Origin of the sequence: Pedobacter psychrophilus (assembly GCF_001652725.1) — a bacterium.
Classification (GTDB): Bacteria; Bacteroidota; Bacteroidia; order Sphingobacteriales; family Sphingobacteriaceae; genus Pseudopedobacter; species Pseudopedobacter psychrophilus.
In genome coordinates, this window is record NZ_LWHJ01000011.1 from 612,115 (window position 1) to 629,818 (window position 17,704).

The window sequence follows — 17,704 nt, forward strand, 5'->3', positions numbered from 1 at the left end:
AACAACTGTGTTATAAAAATATTGTAAAATGATATATTTGAATTATCCTTTTTAACAAATTCATTAATCCCTAAATTAGATGAAAAAACATTTCGTATCCATTTCATTATCTATTATTATCGCTTTTTTTGGTCTAATATTATTTTCATGCTCTAGCAAAAAAAAATCTATTTCCGCAGAAAATGCAATCTCTAATAAAGGATTAGAAATATATATATTAATGGGTCAATCTAATATGGCAGGAAGAGGACCGTTAATTCCAGAAGATAGCATCATTAAAAATAAAAATGTTTTGATGTTTACCAAAGATTTAAAATGGGTTGCAGCAAAAAATCCTTTACATTTTGATAAACCAGGAGTTACCGCAGTTGGGCCAGGCTTATCTTTTGGATTAGCGATGCAAGAGGCTCATAAATCCGCTATAATTGGATTGGTTCCTACGGCAGTTGGTGGAACTGCAATTAATTCATGGACAGTTGGAGGATATGATAAAGCCACGAAAAAATATCCTTGGGATGATGCTGAAAAAAGAATTATTGAGGCCATGAAGTATGGTACTATCAAAGGTGTTTTATGGCATCAAGGAGAAAGCGATAGCAAAGCGGAAAATGCAGCTGTCTATCTTCCCAAACTTGAGGATTTAATCAAAAGAGTAAGAAAATTAGTAGGGAATGATAAATTGCCCTTTGTAGTTGGGCAGTTGGGAAGATACAATCCATCTTACGATAACATCAATAAAGAAACCGCAAAATTACCTGCTTTAGTTCCTTTTACGGCAATCGCCACCTCTGAAGGTTTAACCGATAAAGGTGATAATACCCATTTCGATAGATCATCAGCAATTATTTTTGGTCAAAGATTTGCCAAACAGATGATAGAATTACAAAAAGTAAATTAAAACTGCTATATGAAAGATAAGCAGCTAATGATTGAATTTTGCTAACTTATTGTTATTTATCTCAAAATTTTGAAAAGTGTAATGATCTTAAATAACTTATCTAATAAAAGTTTCTAATAATTTAAATCCATTATTAGTTGTCATCAAAATTTTGTCTGTAGTAGCAGGGATAAGAATGCAATCACCCATTTGTACAGGAATTTCTTCTATTCCGTATTTTAAAATATAAGAACCTTCTAAACAGATATGAATAACAAAACTATCTAAATTGCTATAATCCTTAACTACCTCTTTGGTAAATTCTAAAATATTTTTTGTAAAGTAATTACAATCTACCAACTCCACCGATTGGTTTAAAGTAGGTTGATAGTTAGTCTTATAATCTTTATGAAATGTAAAATCAATAGCGTCTAATGCTTCTTCAACATGAAGTTCTCTTTTATTCCCTTTATCATCTACACGATCAAAATCAAAAATACGATAGGTAATATCTGACGTTTGTTGGATTTCTGCAATCAATAATCCTTTACCAATAGTATGTACTCTACCAGCTGGTAAAAAGAAAACATCACCAGCTTTAGCTTCTTCTTTATTAAGAATGTCGGTAAGTTCACCCGAATTAAATTTTTTGAGATAAGTTTCCTTATCCATTTCTTGGTTAAAACCAGAAATAAGTGTTGCGCCTTCATCCGCTTGAATTACGTACCACATTTCTGTTTTTCCTTTCGAATGATGGCGTTTTTCTGCCAACTCATCATTAGGATGTACCTGAATGGAAAGGTCTTCATTGGCATCTATAAATTTGATCAATAAAGGAAATTCATCTCCAAAACGCTCGTAATTCTTTTTACCAATTAAATTTCCTTTTTCTGTTGCTAATAAATCTGCCAAAGAAGTACCGCTTAAAATTCCGTTTGCAATGATAGAAACATCAGATTTTACACCAGAAATTTCCCAAGTTTCACCACAATTTGGTAGTGGATCAAAATCTTTTCCTAAAAAGGTTTTGATTTTTTCTCCCCCCCAGATTTTATCTTTAAAAATGGTCTTAAACTTTAATGGATATAGCATGATATGGTTATGTATTTGAATTTAATTATTAGCAAAAGTTATGCTAAAAAGCGTTTTTGTCTCCTTTTATAGTAACTAAAACTGTTTTAATAATTATTTTTAGGTCAAGCCAGATGCTCCAATTTTCTATATACCAAACATCGTATTCAATCCTTTTAATCAATTGCTCTTCCTGTTTAATTTCTCCCCTAAAACCATTTACTTGGGCATAGCCTGTTACGCCAGGTTTTTGATAATGGCGAATCATGTATTTCATAATGATTGCAGAATATTCTTCGGTATGTTTTAACATATGCGGACGAGGGCCTACAACAGACATATCTCCTTTTAAAACATTAAAAAATTGAGGCAGTTCATCAATTGATGATTTTCTTAAGAATTTCCCAAGTTTTGTGATTCTGTTATCTCCTTTGGTAACTTGTTTTACATCAGAATCCTTATTTATTTTTAAGCTTCTAAATTTGATACATTTAAAAGGAATATTGTTTTTTCCTGATCTTTCTTGTAAGAAGAAAACAGGGCCTTTAGAATCTAGCTTAATTAAAATTGCTATTATCGGCACCAGCCAACTTAATAAAAAAACAGCTACCAGTGCACTAAATACAATATCAAAAAGTCTTTTTTTAGCTTGTACTCCAAAATCTTCTAAAGGTTCAGACCTTAATGAAAGTATAGGAATATCATCAATATGATCAAAATAAACAGTTTTATTAACAAATTCCCTAAAATCTGGGACAAACCTAAAACGCATACATAAGTTTTCTGCAGATTGAGCTATTTCATATATCTCAGGATAAATTTCTGGTGAAAGTGTAGAGTATATTTCGGTGACATGATGCTTAACGGCAAACTGCATACATTCTTCTACCTTTCCTAAATAACGGAAATCAGTATCATTATTTTCAGTTCTTGCTTTTTCAGAAAAGCAGCCTAGAACATCTAACGTTTTATTAGAATTTCTAAGTTTTGTGACTAAGTCGTAAGTGAAAGCATTGTTTCCTAAAATGATTATTTTATTAAGCGCTCTTTTCTTTTTCCCAATATAAAGTGCTATTTGTAAAAAGATTAAGCGGCTTATGATTAAATAAAGCGCAAATGTGCCAAAACTGATGTAAAGGTATTGCCTATTAAATCTAAATCTTGTAAAAAATAAATAGATAAGAAGTAAAACTATAAATATGATAAAAGCCCGGGTTGTTCTTCGAGAAAATTTTCTAAAATTTAGTATTCTATCGTTAATATAAACCTCTGTTAAATAAGAACTTATGAGCCAAAAAATATTGGTCATAATAAAAAATACTACATGGCTAATATTAGCAGAATTGGTGTCGAAATTATAGTTTAAAAGTAGGACTAAATGCAAAATACACAAGAAGCCTAAATCTGTAAAAGCGAAAAATATCCTAAAAAAATTATCAAACCTACTATTCATCAACTCTAATGGTTAATTTTTTTATTACTTACTAAACTTCAGTTTTAATATATCTAAAATAAAGACAGGGCCGTAATATAAATACCTTCGCCACATTCTTTTTGGTTCTTTTAATAATCTTCCTAACCATTCTAATCCCAAATTAATCCAAATTTTACTGGGTCTTTTTACTGTACCGGCATAAAAATCAAATACTGCCCCAATGGTACAAATCAACTGAGCATCAATCTTGCTTTTATGTTCTGTTGCCCATTTTTCTTGTTTTGGAGCCGTCATCCCTACAAAAAGTACATCAGGTTTAAAATTATTAACCTTGGTTAACATTTCCTCATTTTCTTGTTCTGAAAATATTGCTTTATACGGTGGGGAAAATGTTTGAACTGTAATGTTTGGATATTCTAATTTTAAGCGGTGTTCAATTTTATTTAATGTAATTTCTGATGAGCCAAGATAGAAACATCTGCCATGATTTTTATTCAATTTTTTTAAACAATATTCATGGATATCAGCGCCAGCTATCTTTTTGATTTTAATCTTGTTAAGAAATTTTACTGCGGCTACAATTGCAATTCCATCTGGTAATAAAACATCTGATTTTTGAAGCGCATTTTTAAACTCAAAATCATTTTGAGCTACGCAATATGAATATTGGTTAATGGTATTTACTAAGGTTTGATGGTGTGTTGGTAGATGATCTAAGCTTGTAGCATAAATATCAAATCCAAAACTTTTTATACTATTATTGGGCATTAAATATCTTTTGTAATTCTATTCTTTGTTTGTACTCGCCGGTGGCTTTAATTTTTTTTAAATTATCCCAAAGTGAGCCTAAGAAAAGTTTAATTTTTAAAAATAGCATTTTTTCATTATTTGAAACTCCTATTCTGGGAATTGCCATTTTATGATCACTTCTATTAAAGTTTTTTGCAATTGTTGTAAAAGTAAGTTTTACGTTGTTTTCAATTAAAAAGTTTTGTTCTCTTTCAGAAAAATCATAGTTAAAAATTCCGTTTGGATAAGAAAAACATTTAATAGGATGCCCCAAAAGTTCTGAAAGTTCTGTTAACGAGTTATTAATTTCATAAGCACTACTTTCATCGGTTTCATTTAGCAAAATTGGATGATTCATTGTATGCCCACCAATTGTTACTAATCCATTTTTGTCAACTTCCTTTAACTCCGCAATACTCATGTTTTGGTAAGGCTTTAAAGGTGTTTTAGTTTGCGCTCTATAAATTGATAAAAACTGATGGATTTTTTCAATTTTAAAGGTTTTTAAAATGGTAAAAATATCATAATGTTCAAAATCTTTAACATTAGTATGTGTTTCTTTGGCAATAATGTTTTTTAAAGTGTGATCATGATAGCCCTCAACTTCTTGAAACCAGAAATTGATTTGTTCTTTAAATATTTTAGGGGAGACATATAAAGAAGCAGGCACTTGATATTTTTTTAAAACGGGATAAATGGTATTATAAAAAGTTTGATCACCATCGTCTACCGTAATGTGGCAGGCGTTTTTTAGATTGATTTTACCATCATAATAAGCTATCAATTCATCCATAGAAACCATGTTATATTTAGATTTAATCATGGCAATGGTTTTATCAAACCATTCTATATTATCAACCAAATGAAAGTTTAAAATTTTATTCATATTGGTAAATCGAATTTAATTTTTTAATATAATTATCTGGATTATAATCTGTAAAAACGGTCTGCTTTGCCTTTTCTCCCAATTTTTTAAGTAAGGTAAGATTGTTATTTAGTTTTAAAATTGAATCTACTATTGCTTGTGCAGATTTTGTTTCAATAAAAATACCGTTTTCTCCGCTTTCAATAACGTCTGGAATTGATCCCACATTTGTAACTATCGCAACTTGGGCATAAGACATTGCTTCTAATAAAGAAATTGGCAAACCTTCAAAAAAGGAAGGCAGTAAAAATGTATTGGTTTCTCTCAACAATTTATTTTTTTTATCTCCAAAAACAACTCCTTCAAAAATAAATTTTTCACCTAAAAGATTTCTAAATTTCGGCAAATATTCTTCCTCTTCTTGCCCTTTGCCTGCCATGTAAAACTCAAAATCAATTTGATGTTTTTCTTTAAGAATCTTAAAAGCATCAAATATAAAAGCTATTCCTTTATCTACACTAATCCTACCTAAAAATAATATTTTCAGTTTATTATTGGTTTGGTCAAACACTCTTTGATACAAATTTGCATCATCCAAATTTAGGCTATTGGGTAAAACAAAAACATTTCTACATTTAAACTTTTGTATCAGGTTTTCTTTCTCATTATCGCCTAAAACAATCTTTGGGTTATTATCAGACAATGCATGTTTTATTAAAAAAGCTGCCCATTTTGGAATATCATTACTTTGGATATAGGAACCTCCATGGATATGAATTATCATTTTTACGTTTAGTAGTTTCGTTAAAATGATTAATGGACAATCTCTTATTATTGCTTTATTATCTAATGGAAAGTTAAAATGAACTAATTTATCTTTTGTTTTGTTTAGCAATAAAATCCATTTAAAGTAACTTTTAATTATACCAATAATACGCCCCACACCTCCTTTTTCTTTATCTATTTTACCAATTTGAAAATGTAAATAGTTGTGTTTCTGATTTTTATCTATTATAAAATTAACAACAGAAGAAATGCCACTTACATTGTATTTAGGGTTTAAAGAAGGGGCGGTAATAATGATGTTCATAACTGCAATATGTTTAAAAGTATCTTCTTTTTATGAGTACGAATGAATTATTTTTATTTTTTGATATTATACCGTTTACAACATATATTTTTGTAATCCTTGTGGAATATTTACGTAAATAATAAATCTCAAAGCAGAAACCCCTTAAATGATTATAAAAACAAGATTATTCTTTTTACTGATTTTATTTACCATTGTTACCTCTTGTGGAAATTATAAGCAAATACCATATTTTCAAAATTTAAAATTGAGTTCTCCAGTTAAAGAAAGTATTGATAACTATACTCCTGTAACTATCCAAAAAGATGATATTTTGGGAATTTATATAACAAGCAGTAGTGCAGCCGAATCTAATGCACCATTTAATAACAAGCTTAACAGAATAAATGGTAATAATGAAGATTACACCAATACAAATCCAATAAATCCTTTCGAAGGTTACTTGGTAGATGATAAAGGAGAAATTCAGTTTCCTGTTTTAGGTACAATTAAGGTTGCTGGTCTTACTACCACACAACTTAGGCAGAGTTTGAAAGAAAAATTAACTAAATACCTGAACACACCTGTTGTAAATGCCAGAATTGTCAATTTTAAAATATCAGTTTTAGGAGATGTAGCTAAACCGGACGTTTACTCAGTTAAAAATGAACGAATTACTATTTTAGAAGCATTATCCTTAGCTGGAGATTTAACTATTACCGCAAAAAGAAACGATGTTTTAATTATAAGAGAACAAAATGGCGAAAGACAATATGTTCCTGTTAATTTAAATTCTAAAGACTTATTCAAATCAGATTATTACTATTTAAAAAGTAACGATGTGATTTACGTACAGCCAAGCAAAACAAAATACGCACCTTATGATATTGGCTACCGTAATGCTACGTTAATTGTGGCTGCACTTTCTGTTGTTGCAATTGTTCTTTCTACCATTTATAGATAATGTTTCCAGACCATAATAAATATCCTATTGTAAGGAGGTTTAACGAAGACGATTCTTTTAAACCAAGGGAAGTGGTAATGAAATATCTATACCACTGGCCTTTGTTTTTTATTTTTTTAGCTATATCATTATCCTTAGCCGTAGTTTATCTAAAAATCACCAAACCTGTTTATGATATTAAAGCTTCTTTATTAATAAAAGAAGACAATGTTAACAACAGTAATCCAAGAACAGGAATAGCATTACAAGAGCTAGATTTAGCCACCCCAAATCGTTTAGTTGATAACGAAATTGAAGTGTTGAAGTCTAGAAGGTTAATGGTGCAATTAGTAGATACCCTTCAGCTATGGATGGATTACCAAACTGATAAAAAAATCGGAAAGGAAAATCTTTACGGAGTTAGTCCTGTTAAAATAAGTTTCACAAAGGTTGCGGAAAAAATTGAAGGAAATAATATCCTTATTTATATTAAGGATAGTCAAACTTATTATCTCACCCTAAAGGGAAAGGTTGCCAAACCATATAGATTTGGAAATTTAGTAACCAATAGCTTGGGAACTTTTGTAGTTAATAAAACCGATTTATATCAAAATTATATTGATAAAGGCATCCAGATTTCTTTTAGCGATTTTGATAAAACCGTTAGCGCTTATCAAAAAGGAATAGAAGTTGCGCTGTTAAATAAGAAATCTCCAACGGTTGGTTTATCCTTAAGTGATGCGGTTATCCCAAGAGGGAAAGATATTTTAAATCAGTTAATACACATTTATAACGAGGCAACTTTAAACGAGAAGAATAGGATTACCAAAAGTACAATGGATTTTATCGATTCTCGGTTATCTACCATTACAAAAGAATTAGCCACTGTAGAAAATGAAACCGAACAGTATAAAAAAAGCAGGGGATTAACAGATGTCACTTCAGAATCTAAAATTTATTTAGAAAATGCACAAGCTAACGATAGCAAATTAAATGATGTTAAGGTAAAATTGAACGTAGTTAACGGAATTGAAGACTATATTAATTCTAGTGCTACCAACAAAAGAGCACCTTCTACTTTAGGAATTGATGATCCTGGATTAAATAGTATGATTGCCAGATTAAGTCAGTTAGAATTAGATAGATCCAGATTATTGGCAACTACACCAGAATCCAATCCACTTTTTGGACCTTTAAACACTCAAATTGCTGAATTAAAGAATGCAGTAAGGATAAATATTGGCAACGTAAAACTTACATTAGAAAACTCCCAACAAAAATTAGAATCATTTGATTCAAAGTTTAAATCTGATATTTCTAAAGTTCCTGGAGAAGAGCGACAGCTTTTAGAGATTTTAAGGCAAAAGAATGTTAAACAGGATTTGTTTTTATATCTCCTAAAGAAAAAAGAAGAAATATCTTTAAGCTATGCCTCTACATTGGCAGATGCAAGAGTAATAGACAGTGCCTACGCAGGTCCAAAAAAATGGCCAAATACCATTTTGATTTTGGCTATAGCCATGATTGCTGGTTTAGGATTGCCAATTGCCTTGTTGATAGGAAGAAGTTTATTTAATGATAAAGTTAATGGAAAATCAGGCATTAGCAAAGAAACTGAAATCCCAATACTAGGAGATATAAGAGAAGTAATAACCAATAATCCGCTTATCATCTTTGATCCTTATCAAATAGCTTCGGTAGAACAATTTAGATATTTGCGCACCAAATTGCTGGCATTACATGGAGCTGCAAATAAAGGAAGGATTACATTAATAACATCAAGTATTGCAGAAGAAGGTAAAGGATTTATAAGTTCTAATCTTGGTTTAAGCTTAGCTGCATCTGGCAGAAAAGTAGTTTTAATAGATTTGGATTTGAGGAAAAACAAACTTGGTAATTTATTTGATATTGATGCTTCTCATACAGGTCTGATAGATTACTTAGAGGGTAAAATCTTAAAAGAAGAAGTAATAAAAAAATCTGAAAAGCATTTTAATTTAGATATTATCACCAGTGGTTTAAAAGATGGCGAAGCTGCAAATCCAGAATTAATAGAAAAATATGAATTAGAGATATTGATGACTTGGCTTAAACAAAATTATGATGATATCTTAATTTATACGCCGCCAATTAGATTAGTTGCCGATGCCTTGATGCTCTCTAAATTTAGCACCGTTTTATTGTTCATCGTAAGAAGCAATCTTACTAAAAAGACTTACTTAAAATTTATAGACGGTGTTCAAAAAAACAATGAGTTTAATAAAGTTAATATTGTCTTAAATGGGGCAAAGCCAGAGGACGGAATTAGTGAGTATGGCAGAAAATATTATCCTAATGGAAAACAAAAACCTAACATTGGCTTCGGTAGAAAATTAAAATCTTTTTTTAAGAGATTTTAAATTATCCCTGTACTAATAATTTTATAAAAAATTGATTTGAAAGAGGTAATCTTAGGCTTAGTACCGTATATCACACTGTTGCTTTTCTTTTATGTGATACTTAAAAGCAAGCAACCTCCAAAAGATTATTTATTATTTATTCTATATTTTTATCCTATCATTTATTCTGCTGATGCTAATTATAGCGTTTTTCAGATGATTAGCTATTCTTATTTTTTTTACTCATTACGTAATGATAAGCCTTTATTCAGTAATGGAAATTTACTTCTTACCTTATATGTAGTCATTATCATTTTTTTGAGCGCATTAAATTCAGAATTTGTATCTAATGCTATTTTAGGATTATTAAAGTTTTTACCCATCATTATTTATATCCAGGTTTTAATTACAGAATGTTTAAAGGAAGAAGAGTTTTTCTACCGAATCATATCGGCACTTAAATTCACATTAGTACTTTCCTTTGCTTTTTTGTTTCTACAGATAATTTTGGGATTAAATTTCTCTCTATTTGTCCATGATAATCCAAATATCACTTTTGAGAGTATTAGGTATCCAGGAATATTTCAAGATCCGCAAAAACACGCCCAATATCTTTCTGCCATGTGTTTTGTTGCTTTGATTAAAAAACCTGGAGATGCTAATTACAGTAAGTACGATTATTATTTATTTGGTGGTGGAGTAATCTCTCTGTTTTTAACAGGAGGAAGGGCTGCACTTTTAGGTTTGGTATTAGGTATTTTCTTCATTGTTCTTTTTAGCGAAACAAAAGTTAAATTTTTAGGAGCGCTTGGAATAGTAGTAGTTGCCGGGATAGTATTAAGCTTGAGCCAATATTTAATAGTTTTTAGCAGGGGAGAATCTTTAGAGGATTCTTATTTGGTGCGTAACGCTATTTGGCAAGAAGCGTATAAAATATTTTGGAAGCACCCGTTATTAGGGATTGGAATAGATAATTATGCTAAATATGTGGAAATATATTCTCCAGATCAGTTTTGGTTGGTTGATGGTGAAAAAGTGTTTTATGATCATCCGGAAAGTGGTTATCTCAAATTTTTAACAGAATTAGGTTTGTTTGGTACCTTAGGAATCTTCACTTTCATATTTGCTGCCATTATAAAAGGATTAAAGGTTTTTTTAATTAAGGTTAAAGATTTTAATATAATTTTTCTTATTTCGGCCCTGTTAAGTTGGTTTTTGGGTTTTTACTCTGTTTATTCTTTAGGTGATGCCAGGATTATGATTTTAATTGCAACGATTACAGGAGTTTTGATAGCTTATATCCATCGTTATGACAAAGGAGTAATTGTCATTTCATAAATAACGATTTTAAATATGACAAAGAAAAAAGGTTTTTTGCAAAATAGCATCTGGGGTTTAGCCTCTAATATTCTGCAAAACATTTTACTAAGTGTTTTCTTCGTAATTATAGCCCGTAATTTCTCAAAAGAAGATTTTGGAAATTACATCATTGCCAATTCTCTTTATCAAGTAATTTCCTCATTCTCTGCTTTAGGTTTAGGCCAATGGTTTATAAGACAATTAAATGAGGAGAGCGATTTATCCCATTTTTTAAACAAATTCTTAAAAATTCAGATTTTTGCGGGATTGTTTTTTTATGCAATTAACATAGCGGTAACATTTGCTTTGTATAATGATGATACACTTAAAATTTTAAGTTTATTAATAGGGATTAACATCGTTTTTGATAACATCATTTACAGTGTTAAGCACTTAAACATTGCACAGTTTGAACAGAATAAAACTTTTGTAGTTTTAATAATAGAAGCGGTAATTAAACTTGGTTTAGGATTGGTAATATTTATTTATCCTTATACCATTGTAGAAATGGCTGTAGCACTGGTCATAATAAGAGTGATTACTTTGAATTTGTTTCTTAGAATTTCCACATCTAAACTCGCAAGCCTAAAATCAATCATTAAAAATAAAGTCAATTTTATTGATTTTAAAAGCTTAATTATTGCCAATTGGCCATTCATCATTATCGGAAGTATTTCTGTAATATATTGGCGAATTGGAAGCATCTTAATATCAAAATTTCTTTCAGCCGCATCCGTTGCAACATATGAAGTAGCTTATAAACTTTTCTCGCTCGCAGAAATTATACCTGTAATTATTTCTGCAACTATTTTTCCCGAACTTTTAAGAGCCTATAAAGGTGAGGGTACAGAAAGTTTTAATAATCTATACAAGTTGTTTTATAAGATATACCTCGTTTTTGGCTTTCTTGCTTTTTCTTTCATTTATTCTTTTGCAGATGATTTAGTTTTATTAGCATTTGGAAAGAATTTCGCTGATGCTGGATTTTATACAAAAGGAATGTTTTTAACGATATTGATTTTCCCCACAGCATTGTTGCAAGCAAATGTTTTGATTATACTTAAAATGGAAAAGAAAGACATGTGGTTTAACATCTCTAGCTTCGCTGTAAATTTTATATTATCTTTTGTTGGATTGATGTATTTTAAATCCTTAACCACAATTAATCTATCAATTTTTGCATCTTTTGTGGTATTCCATCTTTTGCAAGACATGGTAATGGTAAAACAAAAAATAGCTACTCCTTTAAGTATTTTTACTTCTTACCTAATTTTGTTTGCTTGTTGGGCTGCATATGTTATTGGTTCTGATTATGTAAACCATTATTTTTTATTTATAGGTTTTTGGACGATCGCATTCTCTATAATTATTTTAACAGATCATCGTATTAAAGGATTTATACAAGAGAAGATAGGTCTAAATATTAAGCAAGTGTAATATGTTACAGGTAAATTACATTACTAGACCATGGTTTTTTGATATTTCTGTTGAGTTTATCAGAGAGTTAAAGCAAAGAGTTAATCTCAATGTGATATTAATAATTGCCCCAGCAACTGCAAGTTATTTAGGTTTATCAGATCAAGAAGCAAAACGATATCTTAATAAGACCCTAAAATTAGAGGATGTATTAAAAGGTGAAAACTATCAAAGGCTTTATCCTTATTTTGAAGGTGCAAATGTACTTTGTAAGTTTGAAGAGCATAATGAAAGCAGTATAAAAAATGCTTTTGGTTGGTCTAAATTGTTGTTTTCTAATAAAAATATTTATAAAGCCGATTATACAATTATAGAATCATTAAGCTTTGCCGATTGGTATTTCCTTTTCAGGATTCGTAATAAAAAACTATTCTATATCATACATGATCCGGTTGCCCATACAGGAGAAGAAAGAGGTCGTATTGATACATTGAACAAACTTTATTTTCCATATATAGATAAGTTTATTACCTATTCACACTTCTCGGCAAAGATTTTTTCTCAAAACTTTCCTCTTTATAAAGAAAAGCTAGAAATCTTTAAAATGCCAATATATACCAGTTTAAATATTGGGAAACAAAAGGCTTATGAAGTTAAAAAGAGAAAGAAGGTTGTGTTTTTTGGAAGAATTTCTCCATATAAAGGAGCAGAACTTTTTTATGATGCAGCTATACAATTAGCTATAGATTATGTGGATACAGATTTTATCATTGCAGGTAAAGCGATAGAAGGCTACAATCCCGATTTTTTGAACTACAATCCATATCAAAATATCATTATAAAAAACAGATTTATAGATTTAGAAGAATTACATGAAATTATGAGTGATGCCGACCTTTGCGTTCTTCCATATTTAGATGCAACACAAAGCGGTGTAATTATGACGGCTTATGCTTTTGGTTTACCTGTCTTAGTATCAGATTGTGAAGGTTTGTTGGAGTATTGTTTTGATAAAGAAAATTTTTCTTTTTCAAACGGAGATATTGATGATTTAAGAAACAAAATGGAAATCCTAATTTCATCTCCAGATTTATTAGCATTAAATAAACAACAAATCCTTGCTTATTCAAAACAGAACGTTTCTGCAAAAAATGTAGACCTTACTATTTCTTAAGTAGAATTAAAAATCATTTTAAAATCAACCCAATTTCAAGTTTTTGGCTTGTATTTATGTATGCTGTTTTTTAATATTCTTCATTTTAAAAAAACTCTTTCAATTTTCATAAATCGTACCTTAAATTATTATTACATCATAAATTGTTGTTTACAAATAATTTTGTGATACAAACGTTGTTTAAACCATTAATTAGCATGTGTTTATTTATAAAAAGTTCTTAATAAACTTAAAATGAAATTGTTGAATCCTTTAGCTTTCTTCTGCGTAAAAAATATTGGGAATGTCCCGCCCCAAATAGTAGAAGTTATGAAACAAGTTTTAAGCTTTTCAATAATTAGTTCTCTTGCCATTATATTAATGTCTTGCCAAAAAGACGATTTATCTACTTTAAATTTTAAACCAATTTCTGATATTTCTAATCAGGGATTAAGCGTAAATTCTATTTCTGATTCTTCAAATGTCATTAATGTAAATCCAACTGAAAACTTTGGACTTTTGCTTAATCCAGGAAAAGGTTTTGTAAAGTATTATGATTTTGATGCTCAATACGCTAGTGTTTTTGGTACCAAATATATAAGGTATGATTGGGCAGACATACAGCCAAAAGAAGGCGTTTATAATTGGGATTGGATAGATAATGAGATTGCCGAGTGTAGGGCAAATGGGAAAAAGTTCGCTTTCGGAATTATGAGCGCAAACACAAACAGATCTATAAATACACCTGATAAAGGAAAATATGTAACTCCTAAATGGGTTTTTGATGCAGGTGCTGCAAAACGCACCATTAACGCAACTTATTGGGAAACAGGGCAAACAGTTAAACAAATTATACCTATATGGACAGATGCTATATTTTTAACCAAACTGAAGAATTTTATTACTGCTTTAGGAAATAGATACAACGGTAATAAGGATATTGCTTTTATAGATGTTAGGTCTTATGGTAATTGGGGCGAGCAACATTTATATGAGTTAGGAGGTACAAACTTGACTTCTGCACAATTAAAATTACAACATTTGCAGGTTTATAAAGATGCGTTTCCAAACACACAATTGATTACGCCTTGGGGAGAACATTTTTATGATGATACTTATCAATGGGCAGTTGATAATGGAATTGGAATGCGAAGTGACGGAATTTTTAAATATTCTAATGGATCTGAGGTAACGAGAGCACATACAAAAGCTCCATCTATTTTTGAATATACTGCTGCTTATGGATGGCTAACATCGGAAGGTTATTGGAATCCAGATACGCTTTTAAAATATATAGAAATTGGCAAACCAAGTTATATACAGTTTGATGCAGATATGTACAATGCAAATACTGTACTTTACACCCAAGTTGCAAATAGAGTAGGTTATCATTTTGTAATCAAGAATGTACATGTTCAAAAAAACATTGTTAACGGACAATCTTTTTATATCCAAACTAGTATTTTAAATAAAGGAGTGACCAATATTTATGAAGATTGTTATCTTGCTTTAGCATTAATAAATAGCAATGGAGAAGTAGTTCAAAAGAAATTTTTAACTCAATCTTTTCCAAAAAACTGGAAATCGGACCAGTTATCTACTGAAACTAATAACATTATCCTTACCGGTCTAAATCAAGGAACTTATACATTAGCTTTAGGAATGTTTAGCAGCATGAATGATGCTGAACCTAAAATTGCATTTGCCAACAATAGCAAAACAGCAAACAACTGGTTTATGATCACCAATCAAATTCAAATCAGTTTAGATAATTAATTATAATAAAGGTTTTATTCTTAAGCTTAAACAAATCATTATTTTAGCCGATGAATCTTTAATGGATTTATCAAAAAAATAACAAATGAAAATTTGCCACATTATAGCTAATCTTTATGCCGGAGGTGCACAAACATTTGTCGTTTTATTAGCTATTGAACAAAAAAGATTAGGTAATGATGTATCAATTATTTTAATAGATAATTTCAATCATTCGCCGTTTGAGGCTTATTTAATTAAACAATTACAAGAAAATCAAATTAAGGTTTATTCTTTAGATAGAAAGCCAGGAAAAAATTTGAGTGTTCTCCAGAGTTTTTTAAAGCTGAATAGTTGTCTTAATTCTTTGAAACCTGATATTATCAATTCGCATTTGCAGTTTACCCATTTGATAATTGCTTTATATCTAAAGCTATTTAGAAAAAATTACAAATTGGTTTTAACCATTCATAATGCTCCCGAAGAATGGAATTACCAAACCCTCCAAACTAATTTACATACACCATCTATCTATTGTTCAAATTCATCAATGGCTACTAGCGTTATCCGCGATTGTAAAAAAACAGTAATTAGTAATGGCATTGCAATGCCTTTGATTGATGATTCTGCCTTACAAATCTTTAAGGATTTTAAAATTGATACTTCACATCAATTAATTTTGATGGTAGGAAAATTATCACATCAAAAAAATTATCCTTTAGCAGTAGAAATAGCTAAGAATTATCAAGATAAAAATGTTACTTTTTTAATTTGTGGGATAAAAGAAGAAACCGCTGATGAGGATTTAAATTCATTTAAATCTGTAAAAAACATCCATTATTTAGGAATTAAAGTTCCAAAAGAGATTTATTCTTTAATGGCTTATTGCAATGTTTTTCTCAATACATCGCATTACGAAGGTTTACCAATAACTGTTTTAGAGGCTTTTTTTGTAGGGATTAAATGTGTTTTATCCGATATTTTACCTCATCATGAAATAGGAGATGGGGTAGAAGGAGTTTTTATACCTGATTCGTTTGAAGCTAAAGATTTTATCAAATTAATTGATGAAGCATTAGCTAATAGTTTAAATCACCAAGAAATTAAAGAGTTAAGAAAAGAGGTTTTAAAAAAATATACCATCAAAGAAACCGCCTCAAAATATATAGATTTTTATAAACAACTGATTTAGGTATTTTAACTGATTTATCTTTTTAGTCTATTTTCCAGTTTATTTCTGTTTCTCCCAGATTTTTTAAAATTTCATTTGTTTTGCTAAAAGGTTTTGAACCAAAAAAACCACTATATGCAGAAAACGGTGATGGATGTTTTGATTTAATAATATGATGTTTATTAGTATTTATAAATTCCTCTTTTTCTTGAGCAAATTTTCCCCATAAAATAAAGATGATATTTTCCTTTTTATCTGATATAGCTTTAATAACTTCATCTGTAAATGTTTCCCAACCTTGTTCCTGATGTGAACCTGCATCGCCAGCATTAACTGTTAAACTAGAATTCAACATTAAAACACCTTGTTTTGCCCAATCACTTAAATCACCATTTTCAGGTGTTCTAAAACCTTCAATATCAGTTTCTAATTCTTTAAATATATTTTTTAATGATGGTGGAAACCTAACTCCTTTTTGTACCGAAAATGATAATCCATGAGCTTGGTTGGCACCATGATAAGGATCCTGACCTAAAATAACAACTTTAACATTATCAAAAGGAGTTAAAGTGAAAGCATTGAAAATATCATCCCCTTTGGGATAAATTATTTTACCATCTTTTTTTTGATTCACTAAAAATTCTTTTAATTCTTTCATGTATTGTTTATCAAATTCTTGATTTAAAACCTTTAACCAAGAAGATTCTAATTTAACCGACATATTTGTTATATTTTATTGATTAAAACCGTAAATAAATAGATATTTGCGCCAATAAAATTAAAACAATAATTAAGCTAGATATGCCAAATTTTATAAGAATTATTATTGCAGGTGTTATTTTAGGTGCAGCAATCGCCTTAATAGTATTCTCTTCTTTTTGGGGATGGGGAATTCTGCTGATATTTATCGCTTTATTGGTTTTCGTAACATTTATTTTCAATGAAAGAATGCTGTTAGCGCAATGGTATTTAAGAAAAGAGAAAATGGATAAAGCAGAAACCACTTTATACGGAATAAAAGATTACCATAAAGAGCTTTATAAAGGTCAGTATGGATATTATCAATTATTGATTGGTTTGATAGAATCAAGAAAATCACCTATGAAATCTGAAAAATACTTTAAAAAAGCTTTAAGCTATGGTTTAACGATGGATCATAATATTGCTTTAGCAAATTTAAGTTTGGCAGGCGTAGAAATGGGCAAAAGAAATAAAAGAGAGGCAACACGTTTATTAAAAGAGGCAGAAAAAGCTGATAAAAATAAATTAATGGCTGACCAAATTAAGATGATGAAAGGTCAGATGAATATGTTGGATAAAACGCAAACAGTGCGTGGTGGCAAAGGAAGTTATAGGCAGTATTAAAGAAGTAATTAATATTTAGTAGTGAGTAGAAAGCTTTGAGTAAATGTATAAAAAGGGA

Annotated in this window: 15 protein-coding genes; 9 read left to right on the forward strand and 6 right to left on the reverse strand. The window is 29.9% G+C overall.

Annotated features, from left to right (window positions below):
• The first annotated feature begins 79 nt into the window (after positions 1-79).
• Positions 80-898, forward strand: coding sequence for a sialate O-acetylesterase (locus A5893_RS03125; protein WP_068821074.1), 819 nt, complete (start codon positions 80-82; stop codon positions 896-898).
• Between the two features lie 96 nt (positions 899-994).
• On the opposite strand, the gene A5893_RS03130 is transcribed toward A5893_RS03125, so the two are convergent.
• The 5 genes from A5893_RS03130 to A5893_RS03150 are packed head-to-tail and all read right to left on the reverse strand — an operon-like array spanning position 995 to position 6,127.
• The gene (locus A5893_RS03130) at positions 995-1,969 is read right to left on the reverse strand and encodes a type I phosphomannose isomerase catalytic subunit (RefSeq protein ID WP_068821075.1); all 975 of its coding nucleotides are present in this window, start codon (positions 1,967-1,969) and stop codon (positions 995-997) included.
• Positions 1,970-2,012: 43 nt separating this feature from the next.
• A complete protein-coding gene (locus A5893_RS03135) occupies positions 2,013-3,401 on the reverse strand; it encodes an undecaprenyl-phosphate glucose phosphotransferase (RefSeq protein ID WP_068821076.1) in 1,389 nt (462 codons plus the stop codon).
• A 24-nt stretch (positions 3,402-3,425) separates the two neighbouring features.
• Positions 3,426-4,151: a WecB/TagA/CpsF family glycosyltransferase gene (locus A5893_RS03140; protein ID WP_068821077.1), complete on the reverse strand. Its 726-nt coding sequence runs from the start codon at positions 4,149-4,151 to the stop codon at positions 3,426-3,428.
• Positions 4,141-5,058: a polysaccharide deacetylase family protein gene (locus tag A5893_RS03145; protein WP_082911294.1), complete on the reverse strand. Its 918-nt coding sequence runs from the start codon at positions 5,056-5,058 to the stop codon at positions 4,141-4,143. Before A5893_RS03145 ends, A5893_RS03140 begins: the two co-directional genes overlap by 11 nt.
• Positions 5,051-6,127 (reverse strand): glycosyltransferase family 4 protein, encoded by a 1,077-nt coding sequence (locus tag A5893_RS03150; RefSeq protein ID WP_068821078.1) that lies wholly within the window; start codon positions 6,125-6,127, stop codon positions 5,051-5,053. Before A5893_RS03150 ends, A5893_RS03145 begins: the two co-directional genes overlap by 8 nt.
• Positions 6,128-6,275: 148 nt before the next feature.
• On the opposite strand from A5893_RS03150, the gene A5893_RS03155 reads away from it, so the two are divergent.
• The 7 genes from A5893_RS03155 (at position 6,276) to A5893_RS03185 (ending at position 16,302) form a co-directional block, all read left to right on the forward strand.
• Positions 6,276-7,070, forward strand: a complete 795-nt coding sequence (locus A5893_RS03155) for a polysaccharide biosynthesis/export family protein (RefSeq protein ID WP_068821079.1) — start codon at positions 6,276-6,278, stop codon at positions 7,068-7,070.
• Positions 7,070-9,448, forward strand: coding sequence for a GumC family protein (locus A5893_RS03160; protein ID WP_068821080.1), 2,379 nt, complete (start codon positions 7,070-7,072; stop codon positions 9,446-9,448). Before A5893_RS03155 ends, A5893_RS03160 begins: the two co-directional genes overlap by 1 nt.
• A 36-nt stretch (positions 9,449-9,484) precedes the next feature.
• Positions 9,485-10,765, forward strand: coding sequence for an O-antigen ligase family protein (locus A5893_RS03165; protein WP_157687394.1), 1,281 nt, complete (start codon positions 9,485-9,487; stop codon positions 10,763-10,765).
• A gap of 15 nt (positions 10,766-10,780) precedes the next feature.
• Positions 10,781-12,223 (forward strand): oligosaccharide flippase family protein, encoded by a 1,443-nt coding sequence (locus A5893_RS03170; RefSeq protein WP_068821082.1) that lies wholly within the window; start codon positions 10,781-10,783, stop codon positions 12,221-12,223.
• Position 12,224: 1 nt separating this feature from the next.
• Positions 12,225-13,376: a glycosyltransferase family 4 protein gene (locus A5893_RS03175; RefSeq protein WP_068821083.1), complete on the forward strand. Its 1,152-nt coding sequence runs from the start codon at positions 12,225-12,227 to the stop codon at positions 13,374-13,376.
• A 309-nt stretch (positions 13,377-13,685) separates the two neighbouring features.
• A complete protein-coding gene (locus tag A5893_RS03180) occupies positions 13,686-15,131 on the forward strand; it encodes a DUF4832 domain-containing protein (protein ID WP_198342247.1) in 1,446 nt (481 codons plus the stop codon).
• A gap of 85 nt (positions 15,132-15,216) precedes the next feature.
• Complete coding sequence (locus A5893_RS03185) at positions 15,217-16,302, forward strand: glycosyltransferase family 4 protein (protein ID WP_068821085.1); 1,086 nt, start codon at positions 15,217-15,219, stop codon at positions 16,300-16,302.
• A 22-nt stretch (positions 16,303-16,324) separates the two neighbouring features.
• On the opposite strand, the gene ung is transcribed toward A5893_RS03185, so the two are convergent.
• Complete coding sequence (gene ung, locus A5893_RS03190; protein WP_068821086.1) at positions 16,325-17,002, reverse strand: uracil-DNA glycosylase; 678 nt, start codon at positions 17,000-17,002, stop codon at positions 16,325-16,327.
• An 80-nt stretch (positions 17,003-17,082) separates the two neighbouring features.
• Between ung and A5893_RS03195 the strand changes: the two genes are divergently transcribed.
• Positions 17,083-17,646, forward strand: coding sequence for a tetratricopeptide repeat protein (locus tag A5893_RS03195; RefSeq protein ID WP_068821087.1), 564 nt, complete (start codon positions 17,083-17,085; stop codon positions 17,644-17,646).
• Positions 17,647-17,704: the final 58 nt, after the last annotated feature.